Here is a 15,502-nt window from a genome sequence, read left to right as displayed (position 1 = left end):
CGAATACCAAGGGCTTTGGCTTCATACTTTGCCCTGGAGCAACAAAACTGGCGTTCAAGCAGACTCGATTGTCCACATTAGCGGACGCCTTCTATCTTTCGATAAGGATGCACAGTCAAACACCCTATATTTGGTCTTAACAGGCGATGCCGGAGTTCAGTACGTGGATTCCGGCATGTTTTATATAATCAATCATTTTAATGTGCATTTCGTTTAGGGTACCAAAAGTTTTCAGGCAGGTTTCACGGTCTGGTGCAGAAAAATCCGGGTTTGCGTTGTACAGCAGAAAAGAAGAATACCAATCCCTCTGCACTACTTCTCCATCCTCAAGTGCAAACATTCGTTGAGAGAGCTTTTTCTTGATATAATCATCTGCAGTGTGGTCGTATTGACTCGCGCGGAACATCTTTTGGACTTCATGGTAAACCCCTCCGGTCATCTCAAATCTGGTTTTCAATACGGCCTGAAAGGTTCCGGGACAACGATTTTTTAAAGATTTCCCAAATCGTTTTCGCCGTTGATTTTTCTTTTGGGTAGTCTCCCTGGCAGATTGCGTGTCTTTCTGTTTTGCCCGTTTCTGCAAAGCCTTAAAATTTGGCGGTTCTGTGATTACGGTGTCCCCAATACACCGGAGATGGTTGACATCCTCATGGATTGCATATTTACGGCTTTCTGCATTTTTACGGCAGAGATTTGCATGCTCTTTCTGTATTTCGATATACCGTTTACTTTTCACCCATTTTTTATAGCCTTTTTTGATAGTCCCGTCAGCATTATAATTATCTGGGTTCGTTGCACGACGGCTCCGGTCCATTTTCCTGAGAAGCTGACGTTCCCGTTTTTCCGCGTGGAAAATGGACAGGCCACGTTCAGAAAGATTTTTCAGGCCGACTTCCTTGTCGGAGGTATACGCGACCGTTTGCGTGCCGATATCAATTCCGATACGTCCATTCCCGAACGTGTGTCTTGGGGTAACCCCGTCAGTTTTGTATTTCGGAGCTGCGTGTCCTTCTATCGTCAGATGCATATATACCCGCAGCTTCCCGCGAATTTTCTTGCAGACCAAAGCCCCATAGCATGGACGGAATGTATCGGTTATTTCCCCTGTTTCCATCATTGCGCTGACGGCCATCTCATCCTTTTGTTCCGGCGATGCAAGGTAATCCAGCAGACGGTTTACTTCGTCCTGTTGGAACTTATCAAGAATCTTCGTAGTAAACTTTTCGTTTCCGATGTTAGAACATTTAAAATACAATTTGCCATCGGCCACATACAGAACGATGCCTCGGTTAATTTGTTTTGCCCTGATTTCTGGCAGCTCTCCGCGTTTCTTGAAATGAATCGTTTCTGCGCCGCCAAAAAGGACTTTCTCCACCCCTGCCCCAATATCTTCTACACGGGAAAGAGCAAAAATGCTGTTAAGATCATCCCGGTCTTTCAGGAATTGCATATATGTACAGGCGTCATCCCATGACACATGATATGCTTTTTGCATCTCTGACATCTTAGAAGCGATTTCTTTCCGTGCTTTTTTAATAGCCTCATTGTCAGGACTACGCTTCAGGCGTTCTGTGAGTTCCCCATAATCTTTTAGTAATGCCCTATATTTTTTGGTTCGGATAAGCTGCGCCAGCCCTTTTTCTAATTTGGCTGTAAGTTTATTCCCGCAGACACGGAGCCGGTCAGATAAAGAAAAGGCGCGGCGTTTCATATCTTCTGACATATCAACTTCTAAAACAAGGACATGCCTTGCCGACTGTGAGCGGAACACTCTACGGCATTTCTCATATTCAGTTTTCTCATGTTTCGTCCTTGCCATGTTTTTGTTCCTCAATATATTTTTTGACCGTAGTTTCACTGATATGTCCGACAGAGGAGATAAAATATCCAGCCGACCAGAGTACACCAGCACGCGCGTAAAATCTTTTGAGTTGCGGATATTCTTTAAACATTTCAATTGCACTGATGCTTTTGAGGGTTCGCGCAATATCACATGGGGCAACAGTCTGTGGGCAGTCCACAAAAATATGTACATGGTCCGGCATGATTTCTAATGCTTTAATTGTGTATCCGTATCGATCACATATGCCTGCCAGAATATTTTTCAAGGCTTCATCTGCCCCATCCTTTAGAACAGAAAAACGAAATTTCGGACACCAGATAATGTGATACTGTGTTAAATATTTACAATGTGATGTCCTATGGTATTGTTCAGTCCCTGAGGTCATTTGACATTTCCCCTAGTTGATATTTTTCCTGGATACCTCGTCGCATCAATTCTAAAAAAGTGATTGTCCGGCCCTCTTCGACGGAGTAGATACGGGCAAGATTTTCAAGTTCGTTTTTCCATTCTATAGGAATTGAGATATTGATCTGTACATTATTACTTCTTGGCCTTGCCATGATGATATTCTCCTTCATTTCTTTATTATACATATATTATATATTAGTTCTATGTCTTTGCAAAGAAAAAAGATGGCTTCATCCCCGGGGCAAGCCCAGGGGTTTTCGCCCATGTTGTATTTATAACAAGTTGAAATATGAGATATGCACCTAAATATAACAATATTATGCCTGAATGAGTAATGATTTCCAACTGACCTAATATGGAAAATACAACGATTGAAAAACAGATAACGATAATGCCATATACATACGCATAATGCCCTGATTTATCTCTCAGCTTTATATTTAATTCGTCATGCAGTTCAATCGCTTCTTTCTCTGATTTTTCTTGATATCTCTTTTTGTTTTCCGGTTTATTCCAGTAGAAATATTTAAAAATTATCATAAGACCGGGACCGATTCCTACACCGGCAATGAGATATATAAAGCCGGTTATCAAATTACTCTTTTTCATTCTCTCCACTCCTTTCATGGATGAATATGTTCTCAATACTTTCGCCAAAAAAATCAGATATGACAAAGGCTAATTCCAAAGATGGATTATATTTGCCTGTTTCTATCGAACTAACCGTTTGTCGAGAAACTTTTATCGCTTTTGCAAAATCTCCTTGATTCATACCTAATTTTTTCCTTAACTCTTCGACTCGATTTTTCAAGCAGTGAATCCCTCCTTTTGACAAGGTGCCTTTACAATTTGATCATACCTGCCTTGCGAGAAAATGTCAAGGTTCCTTTACAAAAAACGGACCCCGAAGAGTCCGTTTTTACAGTATAATCAAATATGCCTGTTACGTAAGACGTGACACGCCTTCTTTTGCTTTTTCAAGATCCTCTTTTGCACAGCTTTCCGTATCGTATCTGGCTTTTTCGTAAGCCTCATGCAGCTGGTCGGCGCCAGGATTCTGCGAAAGACTGGCAAGTGCTTCGATCTGAGACGGGGTCATGGATCTTGACGGCGTTTTTCCGGAACGAAGCCGGCGGCGTATGGACCGATAATACAGTTTCCGTATCCGCCCTTCCGTACTGCGGTCAAAAAAACGGAGTTTTTCTCCGGAGGAAGTCCGTTTCACTTTATTTCGCTCCATTTTCGGAGAGACAAATTCCCTTTTGTCCAGTTCTGTCCCTTCGCGCCTGGATGTCAGCTTCCGGTAAATCGCAACAAGCAGCAGAACCAGAATTGCCGCGATGGAAACGACAGCAATAATCAAAAACAGATACTCGAGTATCCGGGCGAACCAGGAAACATTTTGAGAACGGGGCAGATTCTGGAAAAACGGCTCTGTTTCCTGAGTTATGATCTCTTCTTCCGGTGCAGACCCTTTACGAAGCAGCAGCTGAAGAATCCATCGGATGACAGCCACAAAAACTGTTTTAACCGCATCAATGACATTACGGTAAGGAAGATGAACAAAAAGGAACATGCATCCGCCTGTCAATATCAGAAATCCGGTTAACAGCAGAGTGTTAATCAGATAGATCTGCCGCTTCGGTACATGAGAAACATCTTTGTTCATTCTCATATAATCATATATTCCCTGCTGGTTTGTGTGAATCAGCACGGAGAAGATATCCACGACAAATACGGCATATGCACAGTCGGCAAAAAAGGGATCTTTTGTATAGTAGTTGACCAGACATAAAACCCCTGCTGCGGCCAGGAGAATCACATGAAAGACCGCAAGAGAGTGACGGCAGTAAAACTGATATAACTTATTCAATGCGTGACACCTCCCATTTCATGGAGACCGCATGAGGGCAGCGGTCCTGGAGAAATTCCATATCATTGTGAAGCGGAGCAATCCACTGGGAACCTTCGGACTGAAGGCAAAGCTGGTCAAAAGTCCGGAGAAGGCGGCTGTTCTGAGAATAGGAAATCAGAAGATAAAAATCCGCCCCGTGTGTAACAGACAGTTTTTCGGCAATCAAAGGCTCCAGCTCCGGCAGATCCTGCGAACGGTCGCTGAGTCTTGCAAGCCCTTCCTTGAGTGTGCGGATATGGTGTGTTCCGGCTCCGGCGGGAAGAACCAGCGTCTGCTTCGTCATTGCATCGATCCCGTTGGTGATCAGCTGTACCGGAATCCCTTCTGCCAGAAGAAGTTCCGCATAAGAGGCGGCTAGACGAATGGCGTTTTCGAACAGGCGCTCCGAGTGCCAGCTGGAATCGTCGGCAAGATTCAGAAAAATGGTAACCTGACGGCTGGCCGTGTAATCGTGTACATTCACCATCAGTTCTCCGGTCTTGGCAGATGCCTTCCAGTTTACCGCTTTCATGGGATCATACTGCTGGTACGGCCGGATGCCGCGGAATTCAAAAGGATCTTCAAACGCGGAATTCCGGGTGAGAATTGTTCCCATCATTTTGCGGAAAGGCGCCTTTAATTCCGCGAATGGAACCGGTTTCGGGTATACATACAGGGAAGTATCCACCGCTCTTGAAATCACGGATTTGTTCATGAGGAACAAATCAAAGGAAATCAGATCCAGATTCCAGACCTGATAGCATCCCCGTTTTGTCGCAGTAAACGGCAGACTCCGTGAAATTTTCTCATAGGACATGACGGAGAAAATGTCGTTCCGATAATTATTGTCCGTCGTTGCAGTATTTTCCGCTTCCGAAAATTTCAGTTTCCGACTGACCGAAAATTTTACCTGAAGTGTGGTGAGAGGGAGCAGTTTGCGGTTTGTGATTGTCTCCAGAAGACAGGAAGCGTCTCCTTCATTGACCGCATGATCCTGAAACCGGATCTGGCATTCCAGACCTCTCATCCAGTATTTTTTGTAATAGACTGCCTGCAGAATATAAAGTAAAAGGACTGCAAACAGAGTTGGCAGGATGATCATATTATTTCCCCCACTCTTCCGTTGGTAATTCGGTCTGATCCAGAATGCCCTCCAGGAACCGTTCTGCTGTCCGGTCCAGAATATGACCTGACGGGAAGACAAGGCGGTGTGCGAGAACCGGGATGGCCAGCGTCTTGATGTCTTCCGGGACAACATAGGACCGGCCCTGCACCATGGCATAGGCACGCACGGCGCGGAGAAGAGCCAGAGTACCACGCGGGCTTACCCCTGCCAGACAGTCACCGGAAGTACGGGTGGCATGCACAATACGGGCGATATAATCAATCAGCATCGGATGAATACGGATATCCAGATAGTCTTTTTGAAGCTCGATGAGTTCTTCGGCCGTACAGACGGAGCCAAGTTCTGTCAGAGGACTGGACGTCAGGAAACGCTCCATAATGGCACATTCCTCCTGAACACTTGGAAGTCCCATGGAGAGCTGCATCAGGAAACGGTCCAGCTGTGCTTCCGGAAGAGGAAAGGTTCCGGAAGTCTCGACCGGGTTCTGAGTCGCAATAACAAAAAACGGGCGGTCAAGAGGATAGGTGACACCGTCCACGGTCACCTGACGCTCTTCCATACATTCCAGAAGCGCGGACTGGGTTCTTGGTGTCGCACGGTTGATTTCGTCTGCCAGAAGAATGTTGCAGAATACAGGACCTTCCCGGAATGTAAATTCGCCCTCTTTCTGGTTATAGTAATTCAGTCCGGTTACATCAGATGGAAGAAGATCCGGTGTGAACTGAATTCTGCTGAATTCCGCGTCGATAGAACGGGCCAGAGACTTCGCCATGACTGTTTTTCCGGAACCAGGGACGTCTTCCAGAAGGATGTGACCTTCTGCGATAATGGCAGTAAGAATCAGATCTGTCAGCTTTTCCTTTCCAACCAGGACTTTTCCGATGTTTTCCCGGATTGCATTGATTTTTTCGTTTCGGGTTTCTGTGTTCATGTCAATAACTCCTTTGTTCAGATTATAGCTAAGGATTATTATAACATGTAATGGAGGGAAAGGTACTGTTATGAATTGATTTTTTCTGTTTGCATTATATAAGATTTCGTTTTATGACTGTTATTTGCGGGAGAAGTTTTTAAACATGGAAAGGAGAATGTAAGGATTAAATTCAGTACTTTAGACCGAGTAGTTCACGCTAAAATAAAGCGGAGGCCTGTGGTATACTAACACTAAGGAAAGTGGAAATTAAAAACAAACACAAATACCTGTTTCAAGACTATATTATATATAGCAGGAGGTTCATTTAGTCCGGTAACCTGCCTTCATACATGATACTCAGCTCGCCATATACCTGACCCCAGTTCCGGATGGTAGTAGTCCATCTTCTGGTGGCTTCGAAGGTAGCCAGATACAGAGCTTTCAGCAGCGCCGTATCGCTCGGGAAACGCTTCTCTGCTGGTTCAGTCTCCGATAGGTGGAGTTTAATGATTCTATCGCATTTGTCGTATATATAACTTTTCGGACAGTCGCTGAAAACTTGAAAAGCGGAATTTTGTCCTGCTAACGATAAATGATACTCCAGCTGCATAGCGAAACATCTGTTTCATCAGCAAGACTACGTTATCCAAAGAAGAATATTTTAGAGGAATTGAATCAACAACATCCTGCATTTGTTCATATGTAATTTTATCGATTGGTATATTGTGTAACGCTTTACAGTTTTTATAAGCTGCACGTGTAGAGTATTTTGATTGCTCCGAATATACTTTTTTGCCATTATATTTCCACTTGTAGTAGAGTTGATAAAGTTCTGAAAATGTTAATACTTTATCCTCAGTTGAGCGTGTCATATGTGTATAATCCGTAAGTAACTTTTGAATAAACTTACTCATGTCTGAACTGGATAAATTACTATCATTGACAAGTTCTTTTTCCAGTCCTGGTGTATATGTTCCTGCTTTGTAAGCAGTGAGTACGGTAAATCCAATATACCAGTCAGATACATAGCAAAGAGCTTTTGGCAAGACGGCCTTTCCATCTTCCGTATACCCTGTCACAGGGGAATAAACAGCATACTGATTTCATCTCCTTTATTGTTTTCATAGAAAGTATACTACAAAAGGCAGACGTCACTGATTTTGCATTCACAACCAGTGGAACTGCATGGAATATCGGTTCGTTTCAAGGTTTTCTTTCATATTTGCAAACAATATAAAAGTATATTAACGCTCCAGCAAACTCTGTATTACTGCTGCAGCTTATGCTGTAGCAGCAAGACAGGCTGCCGGAGCATTTTTATTCTTGGTTACTGTTCTGGTGGAGAGGTCTCTGGTCAGCTTTACAGTAGCAGCAGGGCATGTTATAATTTATTACAAAAATATTAAATGTTTCAAGGAGATATTACATGATAAGCGTGAGAGAGCTGACAAAGACATTCGATGGGAAACCGGCTGTAGATCATATCTTTCTTGATATTCCGGAAGGAATGATGTTCGGCCTTCTCGGGACGAATGGTGCAGGAAAGACGACGATGCTCCGTCTGCTCTCAGGAATACTGGAGCCGGATTTTGGTGAAATCCTTGTAGATGATGAATCATTAAGTGTTTCGGCGGAGAAGATATTTTATCTGCCGGACACGCCATATTATTTTCCGAATGCCACAATGGAACAGATGGCGAAATTCTATCAGAGACAATATCCAGGGATGGATGCAGAGGGTGTGACATACATGGCGGAATCACTGAACCTGGATGTGAGACAGCCGATCCGTACATTCTCCAAAGGGATGAAGCGGCAGGCATTCCTAATCCTCGCACTCTGTGCAGGAACAAAATATCTGCTGTGCGACGAAGTGTTTGACGGCCTTGATCCGATCGCGGCGGAAGTGATGAAGAATCTCTTCCGGCAGGAGATGAAAGAGCGGAAATTTACGGTAGTCGTAGCTTCGCACAGACTGCAGGAACTGGAAGATATCTGCGGGAATATCGCGATCTTGCACAAAGGCGGACTTGTGACTGCCGGAGATATGCGCGTACAGGCTGAGAATATGTGGAAATTTCAGTGTGCATTTCATACAAATGCTGATAAAGGCGAGATTACAGAAGAAGAGGGGTGGTCATCCTGCGGGAAGTTGCAGGACATTATGGACAGGCTTGAGAATACCCTTGATATCGTGCGTATCCATTCAGAGGGAAGCTTTATCACTTTGACTGTCCGTGGGGATAAAGAGGAGATTAGGGCAAAGTTGAAGGAGGAGCATCCTGCTGTATTAAATGAGATCCCTATGAGTCTAGAGGAAATATTTATCGCAGAGATGGAGGTGAAAGGATATGACATCCGCAAAGTGCTTCATTAACTGGGTAAAAGAAGCAGGCAGAGGCCATCTTGTGGCAGCTCTGGGGTGGGGAACTCTCATCCTTTACGGCGTCCTTGCCGTGACCCGTCTGAGTTTTGACACAGAAAATACATTTTTCGGGATCGGTGGCACTGCCCTTGATCTCAGGTGGATCTGCATGGGACTCGGACTTCTTACCGCCTTCATTGAGTTCTTCTATCTGTTCCATCAGAAGCAGCAGGACTTTTACTACAGTTTGCCGGTCAGCAGGGGAACCATATTCTGGAGCCGGTATGTGCACGGGCTCTTCAATGTGATCGTACCTCTGATGTTTATAATGGCAGTATGCGGGATTTATCAGGCTGCTATTGATCTGCAGTTCGGGGTGTATGCGGGAAGCTACACGCTGAAGAGTATTTTTGTATATGCGGTGTCCTTTCTGATCTTTTATCACATAGGGATTCTGTGCGCCGTGATCTGCGGAAATATTATATCCGCAGTAGTCGTCTGTGCGGTTATGATCCTATATTTTCCGATACTGACAGGGAATATATGCCCTGCGCTATCACGGAATTATTTTGTTACATATTATAAAAACCCGTTTCTTGAATGGCTATATACTGTCCTGTCACCGGAGCGGCTCACGGCTGATCTGACCGGAATGAGTGTGTTTGAAAAACCGTTTGTGCTGACATTTACACCGGAGATTTCTTCCGTGGCAGCGGCTGTCCTGTGGATTGTGGTTCTTTTCGGGTTCATCGTACTCGCGCAGAGGAAAAGAAAGACAGAGAGGACCGGGCGGATATTTACTCTGGCGCCGGCAGAACAGACAGTACAGATACTGGTATCATTCCTTGCAGGCTTATGGATGTGCAGTTTTCTGTCGGATTTTTTAGATCCGGCGTCTGTCGGCATCGGTTCTATCATCGGCTGTACTGTGGGCGGAGTGGTTATAGCTCTTGCGGTACATTTGCTGTTGGAGTATGCGGTACAGGGAACAGAGGTGAAGTTTTTCCGTAGAAAGTGGCAGCTTGTATTGTCTGCAGCGGCTGTAATTGTAGCAGGTCTGGCATTTCCTGCCGGAGCTTCCGCTTATGACACCCTCTTTCCGGAAAATGCAGAAAGCATCGGGATCAGTATCGATGGGATCGGTATGGATTGCTCGACTTATGCCGAGGTGTCGGGAAATCAGGAAAAATATGAGACGGCTGCGCAGTTGAGGCGGTATCAGCTAAAGGGAGAAGGTCGCACGGCAGTGCTTACGTGGCTTCAGGAGATCATCAGGGAAGACATCGGTGAGAGCAGTATGGCGGACAGTTCCTGCACTCGTGCAAAAGTCTGCTACTATATGCCGGACGGCGGCACCCATTACCGTTCTTATCCGCTGACCAGAGAACAGGTGGAGATGTTCGCATCAGTATATGAGACGGATGAATATAAGCGGATTGCCTATCCAGCAGTAAAGCTTGAGGATGTATCAGAAGACCGCTTTACATGGGAAGACAGTGTAAGAGGAACTGCCCTTCAGATCACGGGGGATCAGAAAGAAGCTCTCCTTGACGCGTACCGGCAGGATGTCTCAGAACTTAAGATGGAACAGCTTGGAGAAGAGCTGCCGTGCGGATATACAAGGATCAGATCTTCCTCAGACGGAAGTATTACGAACATGTTTGTCTACCCGTTCTTTGAGCTGACATGTGATCTCCTCAAAGAATATGGCATTGATACAGAGAAAAGGCTTGCAGATTACAAGGTGGATTCCATAGAGGTGCTGGATAGTTATCCTGTATCCAGTGCCAATGGTCCGGTTTCCGGCGGCATGTATACGCTGCATTACGAAAAGGAAGATGAGGTGGAAGCTTTCAGTCAGAATCTGATACCGGAGGAACTGGATATCCAGCCTCTCTTGTATCCGCTGGATCATTCTGCTGAGATTGAAGCTTTGGTAGTTGATGAGGAGACAAACTCGATCCTCCATGTAAGCTGCGCACAGAAGAGGAGCGAGTGACCTGGAATGTACCTTTTGGAACTTCCGAGTGGAAAGATGAATTTCAGAATGGAAGAAGAACGGAAATTCCAGGAAGAGTCGTTTTTGATGATGAACAGCCATAACACCTTATAATTATAAGAATGGGGAATCCTGCATAATAGAACAAAGGAGAAGAAGCCATCGCACAAAGCGTTGGCTTCTAGTCATCGAGGGGGTATATATTCAAAAAAGGATCGTATGTAATCATAAAGATTCCTCTCTATACTTTCTTATTTATTTTGCACAAAAAAGCCTGTATTTTAGCCATTTGTGCAATGGTTTATAAAGTTACAAACAATGATAAGCATTCATTAATGGGCGAAAACTGTGTCATTTCAGATTCAATGCACGTATGTTTCCAGTCAGAAAGGTGCACAAAATAAAACGTCATCTTTTTATGAAGGCGATTATGTGTCCCATTCTTCCCTATGGCTGCTAACCTCTCATGTCTAACAGGATCATCCTCTACTACAAGGGTCCTAAATTCCTTCGTCCAGCCTACCCATAGTGGGATGCCGCTTCTGCTCCTTATCAGGGTCATGCCCTATTAAATATGTCTTAACGGCTTCGCTCTGCTTTGTCATTGATAGAGAGCACTCCTGTAATCCAGCACCAATTGAATCCTTGGCGGACGTTATCTGCTACAGTATGTGCTTTTTGGTATTAGGCTGCTTCCGGCCTGACGATATCCTTTCGGAACTTCTCCTCGTCAAAGTCACAGCCTGTTTGTAATACTACATAGAATACCCTGATTGCTTTACATGCAACTGCTATCTTGGCCTGCATTCCACCAAGCGGATTTTTCTGTCTATTCCTGTAATAAAGGAAAACATCCTGAAATGCCGGATTCCAATTCATCAGCGCTCGTGCTGATTCATACATGGTTCTTCGTAGTTTTCTCCTGCCCCTCTTACTGATTCTTGGCTGCCCCTTCTTTTTCCCAGAGCTTTTCTTGACTATCTCTAATCCTGCAAGCTTCTGTATCTGTTTGGGATCAGTGAAACGTCCGATATCACCAACCTCTGCGATAAAGCCAATCACAGTACTCATCCCTACTCCTTTAATGGCGAGCAGTTTCTCCACATTTGGTACTTCTTTTACTTTTTCTTCCAGGTATTCATCCAGTCTTCTAAGCTGTTCCGCTTTCAGAATGTAATCATTTATAAGTATCCATATCTCAAGCCTTGCAGCCTCACCGCCTTCCAATCCTACGCTATTTTGTGCTGCTTCTACCAAGGTCTGTGCCCTCTTTATACCTGCCCCACGCACCTTTGCATCACGCCATATCTGATTGATTCCCCCTGCACCGATTCTAAGAATATCCTGTGGCAGTGGTGCCTCTTTCAAAAGCATAAGTCCACTGGTGGAATCCCAAGCAGCATAACACTCAAAATACTCCGGAAAGAACTTCTGAAGCCACCCCTGTATCTGATTTGACAGACGCACATGCTGTTTCATGAGCTGGTCTCTGCAGACAGAAGCCTCTCTAATCTCAGCATACACTCCACTTGGAAGATAAGAAGTGGAATACCTTCCATCCTTCACAAGTAACGCAATGGTCTTTGGATCCTTTAAATCACTTTTCTCAGGACTGTTATCATCCAGTTCCTTGCTTCTGTTAACTGCAAACGGATTAACCGTTACGAGCTGGATATCATGGTCTTGTAAGAACTTCTGAAAAGTAAGCCAGTAACAGCCGGTAGGCTCGCAGCCAACAATAACAGTTTTCATTTCAGTTTTATTCATGAGTTCCTCTGTCCATCGAAGGAAAGTAAGGAATCCCATTCCGGTGTTACTAAACTTGAACACTCTTCGGGAGAGTTCTAATCCCCTCCAGTCAAACGCTCTGCAGAAGTGAGTTTGTGATCCAACATCAACTCCAACAATTAAAGTTTCACTTGTTACTTGCTTTAGTCTGTCATTCTGTGTTAAATTCATTTTGAACCTCCGGTTTATGATTGTTTTGTTTACATCCGCCAAGATGCAACTCAATCTTACCCTGAGGTTCTTTTTTATTCAATTGGCAATATTTCTGAATTACAGGAATGCTCCTTAGATTCATAGTACAATCATTTGTCTCAATACAACATTGTCCGAAAACGAGCGGTACTGTGTAGAAAAGGTTAAATGCATAATACTTAGAGATGAATAGAAATGGATATGAGGAAATAGAGTATTTTCTATTGCAATTATTACCTATAAGTAATATTATAAATAGATAAAGGAGAGAAATTGAATGTGGAGCTAGAAAAAATATGCGTAAAAGGAATTGAAAATACCTTTGCTATTTCAAGCGTAAAGAAGGAATTTAAAAAAGCAGTTGATGAACCTTGGAAAGATATTCCGCCATGGGAAAGATATCAAAAAAAGCTTATTCAAGATTTGGCAGTGCTGGAACAAGAAAAGGAACGGGCGATTGATCTGCCACAATTTGAAAAACTAACTGGTGTTGATAGATTATACAGTATCAGGCATCCCGAATCAAAGAAAAATGTAAGAATAATTTACATAATTGAAGAGGGAGCTGTAATACTATTAACAGCATTTTTGGAAAAAAACACGGGAGACTATCAAAGAGCGATTAAGACCGCTTTGCAAAGGATAAAATGGCTTGATAGCTAGAGAGAGAATAGAATCGGAGGATAGAATAATGGGAATTGCGGAAAAACTTGCAAATGCAAAAAAAACAAATTGGATTTCGGAAGGATTGTCAGAATCTGAAGTGAAAACGATTGTTGAGTTAGCAAAGATTTCTGCACAGATCGAGAGATGTAGACTTGAAATGGACATGACCCAAAAGGAATTTGCAGAATACATGGGCGTGACTCAAGGAATGGTTTCTAAATGGGAAGGCAGAGAGTATAATTTTACAGTGAAAGCATTAAATGATATTTGTCAAAAGCTTCATTTAGAATTATCTATTGCACTAGAAAAACCACTTGAGAAATCAGATTATTCGATTGTCAAATGGGATTCTGAGAGAGCGGAGAAGAAAAAAGTGAAAAGAGAATGGATATCATCATATTCTTTTGACAAGGAGGCGATTGCGTAATGAAATTTAACATAGTTGCGCCAGGTATAGAACTGGTTGGAGCAACAATCAAAAATCTTACTGTTAAGAATGATATAGTTGATATCGAAAAGGATGCAAAAAGAAGTTTTGGACTTACAATAAATGAACCATATTTTGAAACGGATGATAACGGTATCTTTTCTATAATGAATATTGATTTTGAAATTGAAGTTGAACAATCAGAAAAGCATAAATTCATAATGGAACTGTCACTGGAGGGAGCATTTCTTTCACAGGGAAGCATTAGTGAAAAGAAATTTAAGCAACTTGTAGCAGTGAATGGAGCGGCGGCCATTATTGGGATTGCAAGAGGGAAAATAGAAACACTTACGGCTAATATTTTTAATAACGGAAAAATTGTAATCCCTTTTGTAAATATAATTGATTATTATAAAAGTATGGAATAATGAGCACAGCTAGTTCAGAAAAAATGCTGATGAAGGTGTCACAAAATCATCAGATTAGATGATCGAGCGGCATCTTCGCTTTGTTTAGGGAGTATCCCAAAGTTTGTGTAAACCTTCAAACTGATGGTGCTAGTATATAAATAGTGCAAGTCAAAATGAGAAAATTCCAAATAGACAATACATGATATAATAGAAATATCGTACTGAAGGAGGATCTCATTATGGCAAAGCAACATGACAAACAGTTTAAACTGGATGCAGTCCAGTATTATTTCGATCACAAAGAGCTTGGTGTCCGTGGCTGTGCTCAAAACCTCGGTGTGGGTTACAGCACTCTGACAAAATGGCTGAAGGATTTCCGGGAGTCTGGCGATATCCCTGTTCGTGGCTCCGGTAATTACGCCTCTGATGAGCAGAAAGAGATTGCCCGTCTGAAACGCGAACTCCGTGATGCCCAGGATGCACTTGATGTGCTAAAAAAAGCTATCAGCATTCTGGGAAAATAACAGAAGCCATTTATCTCGAGGTTTCTGAAAAGACGGAAGCTGCCAGAAAACAGAATCGCCGGGTCTCCGTCTCCGGAATGCTGAAATATTTAGGCGTTTCACGGTCTGGATATCGTTCATGGCTAAACCGTACTCCTTCTGATACAGAAAAACGCAGGGAATACATAAAAGCCAAAATACAGGATATTTATGATCAATCGAAGCAAAACTACGGAGCCCCAAAAATCACCAGAAAGCTACGTCAGAAGGGGGAGACCATCTCAGAGCGTACTGTCGGAAAATATATGAAGGAAATGGGAATTAAAGCCCAATGGGTGAAACCATGGACGATCACTACCATAGATTCCGATTTCAGTAACGAACTTCAAAATATCCTGGATGAACAGTTTACTCCTGATCGTCCAAATGCGGTATGGTGCAGTGATATCACGTATATCTGGACGACAGATGGCTTTGTCTATCTGACAAGCATTATGGATCTGTTTTCCCGTAAGATCATTGCCTGGACACTCAGCCAGACTTTAGAGGTATCCTGTGTGATTAATACCATCAATAAAGCGAAAGCCAGACGGAACACGAAGTTGCCGTTAATTATCCACAGTGATAGAGGAAGGCAGTATGTATCCCAGGCATATCGGGAAGCCACTGCAAAAATGCAGCGCAGCTACTCGAAAAAGGCTTTCCCATGGGATAATGCATGTATCGAATCGTTTCATGCACTTATCAAACGGGAATGGCTGAACCGGTTTAAAATACGTGATTATCAGCAGGCATATCGTCTGATATTCGAGTATATTGAAGCCTTTTATAATACCAAACGTATTCATAGTCATTGCGATTACATGTCACCAAATGACTTTGAAAAACTATATGAGCAGACACAGACAAACGAACTGCTCTTAGTAAGTTAAGATGAGGATAAATTTCTCATTTTAACTTGCGCTAAA

16 protein-coding genes and 1 pseudogene are annotated in these 15,502 nt (G+C 43.3%); 7 read left to right on the top strand and 10 right to left on the bottom strand.

Features of this window, described 5'->3' with window-relative positions; genetic code table 11:
- Window positions 1-136: 136 nt before the first annotated feature.
- The 9 genes and pseudogenes from B5E64_RS13005 to B5E64_RS12960 all read right to left on the bottom strand — a co-directional run bounded on the left by B5E64_RS13005 (window position 137) and on the right by B5E64_RS12960 (window position 7,263).
- Entirely contained in the window at window positions 137-2,035 is a 1,899-nt protein-coding gene (locus B5E64_RS13005) for a hypothetical protein (RefSeq protein WP_343284071.1), read from the bottom strand.
- 176 nt (window positions 2,036-2,211) lie between these two features.
- Entirely contained in the window at window positions 2,212-2,403 is a 192-nt protein-coding gene (locus B5E64_RS12995; protein ID WP_087168898.1) for a hypothetical protein, read from the bottom strand.
- A 49-nt stretch (window positions 2,404-2,452) separates the two neighbouring features.
- On the bottom strand, window positions 2,453-2,860 hold the full coding sequence (locus B5E64_RS12990; protein ID WP_242960195.1) for a hypothetical protein: 408 nt from the start codon (window positions 2,858-2,860) through the stop codon (window positions 2,453-2,455).
- Window positions 2,847-3,062 (bottom strand): helix-turn-helix transcriptional regulator, encoded by a 216-nt coding sequence (locus B5E64_RS12985; RefSeq protein ID WP_087168897.1) that lies wholly within the window; start codon window positions 3,060-3,062, stop codon window positions 2,847-2,849. The genes B5E64_RS12990 and B5E64_RS12985 overlap by 14 nt, the downstream gene beginning before the upstream one ends.
- 132 nt (window positions 3,063-3,194) lie before the next feature.
- Window positions 3,195-4,124 (bottom strand): DUF4129 domain-containing protein, encoded by a 930-nt coding sequence (locus B5E64_RS12980; protein ID WP_087168896.1) that lies wholly within the window; start codon window positions 4,122-4,124, stop codon window positions 3,195-3,197.
- Window positions 4,117-5,247 (bottom strand): DUF58 domain-containing protein, encoded by a 1,131-nt coding sequence (locus B5E64_RS12975; protein WP_087168895.1) that lies wholly within the window; start codon window positions 5,245-5,247, stop codon window positions 4,117-4,119. Before B5E64_RS12975 ends, B5E64_RS12980 begins: the two co-directional genes overlap by 8 nt.
- Before the next feature lies 1 nt (window position 5,248).
- Window positions 5,249-6,202 carry an AAA family ATPase gene (locus tag B5E64_RS12970; RefSeq protein ID WP_087168894.1) on the bottom strand — a complete coding sequence of 318 codons (954 nt, stop codon included), beginning with the start codon at window positions 6,200-6,202 and terminating at the stop codon, window positions 5,249-5,251.
- 307 nt (window positions 6,203-6,509) lie between these two features.
- Window positions 6,510-6,730, bottom strand: a pseudogene (locus tag B5E64_RS12965) (transposase); the annotation flags it as partial.
- Complete coding sequence (locus B5E64_RS12960) at window positions 6,697-7,263, bottom strand: hypothetical protein (RefSeq protein WP_087168893.1); 567 nt, start codon at window positions 7,261-7,263, stop codon at window positions 6,697-6,699. The pseudogene B5E64_RS12965 and the gene B5E64_RS12960, both read right to left, overlap by 34 nt.
- A 347-nt stretch (window positions 7,264-7,610) precedes the next feature.
- Here B5E64_RS12960 and B5E64_RS12955 point away from each other — a divergent pair, with 347 nt between their 5' ends.
- Complete coding sequence (locus B5E64_RS12955; protein WP_087168892.1) at window positions 7,611-8,561, top strand: ABC transporter ATP-binding protein; 951 nt, start codon at window positions 7,611-7,613, stop codon at window positions 8,559-8,561.
- Window positions 8,536-10,548, top strand: coding sequence for a DUF6449 domain-containing protein (locus B5E64_RS12950; protein ID WP_087168891.1), 2,013 nt, complete (start codon window positions 8,536-8,538; stop codon window positions 10,546-10,548). Before B5E64_RS12955 ends, B5E64_RS12950 begins: the two co-directional genes overlap by 26 nt.
- A 684-nt stretch (window positions 10,549-11,232) precedes the next feature.
- On the opposite strand, the gene B5E64_RS12945 is transcribed toward B5E64_RS12950, so the two are convergent.
- Window positions 11,233-12,507, bottom strand: coding sequence for an IS110 family transposase (locus B5E64_RS12945; RefSeq protein WP_087168890.1), 1,275 nt, complete (start codon window positions 12,505-12,507; stop codon window positions 11,233-11,235).
- A 300-nt stretch (window positions 12,508-12,807) separates the two neighbouring features.
- Here B5E64_RS12945 and B5E64_RS12940 point away from each other — a divergent pair, with 300 nt between their 5' ends.
- The 5 genes from B5E64_RS12940 (at window position 12,808) to B5E64_RS12920 (ending at window position 15,466) form a co-directional block, all read left to right on the top strand.
- A complete protein-coding gene (locus B5E64_RS12940) occupies window positions 12,808-13,191 on the top strand; it encodes a type II toxin-antitoxin system RelE/ParE family toxin (RefSeq protein WP_158099179.1) in 384 nt (127 codons plus the stop codon).
- A 28-nt stretch (window positions 13,192-13,219) separates the two neighbouring features.
- Window positions 13,220-13,621: a helix-turn-helix transcriptional regulator gene (locus B5E64_RS12935; protein ID WP_087168888.1), complete on the top strand. Its 402-nt coding sequence runs from the start codon at window positions 13,220-13,222 to the stop codon at window positions 13,619-13,621.
- Window positions 13,621-14,049, top strand: a complete 429-nt coding sequence (locus B5E64_RS12930) for a hypothetical protein (RefSeq protein ID WP_087168887.1) — start codon at window positions 13,621-13,623, stop codon at window positions 14,047-14,049. Before B5E64_RS12935 ends, B5E64_RS12930 begins: the two co-directional genes overlap by 1 nt.
- A gap of 221 nt (window positions 14,050-14,270) precedes the next feature.
- Window positions 14,271-14,555 carry a transposase gene (locus tag B5E64_RS12925; RefSeq protein WP_207752756.1) on the top strand — a complete coding sequence of 95 codons (285 nt, stop codon included), beginning with the start codon at window positions 14,271-14,273 and terminating at the stop codon, window positions 14,553-14,555.
- A complete protein-coding gene (locus B5E64_RS12920; RefSeq protein WP_087168885.1) occupies window positions 14,552-15,466 on the top strand; it encodes an IS3 family transposase in 915 nt (304 codons plus the stop codon). The genes B5E64_RS12925 and B5E64_RS12920 overlap by 4 nt, the downstream gene beginning before the upstream one ends.
- The last annotated feature ends 36 nt before the right edge of the window (window positions 15,467-15,502 follow it).

It is taken from the genome of Drancourtella sp. An12 (genome assembly GCF_002160935.1).
In the GTDB taxonomy this organism is placed as follows: Bacteria; Bacillota; Clostridia; order Lachnospirales; family Lachnospiraceae; genus Sellimonas; species Sellimonas catena.
Note: the sequence above shows the minus strand (reverse complement) of the source record. Positions and strands in the feature narration are given on the sequence as shown.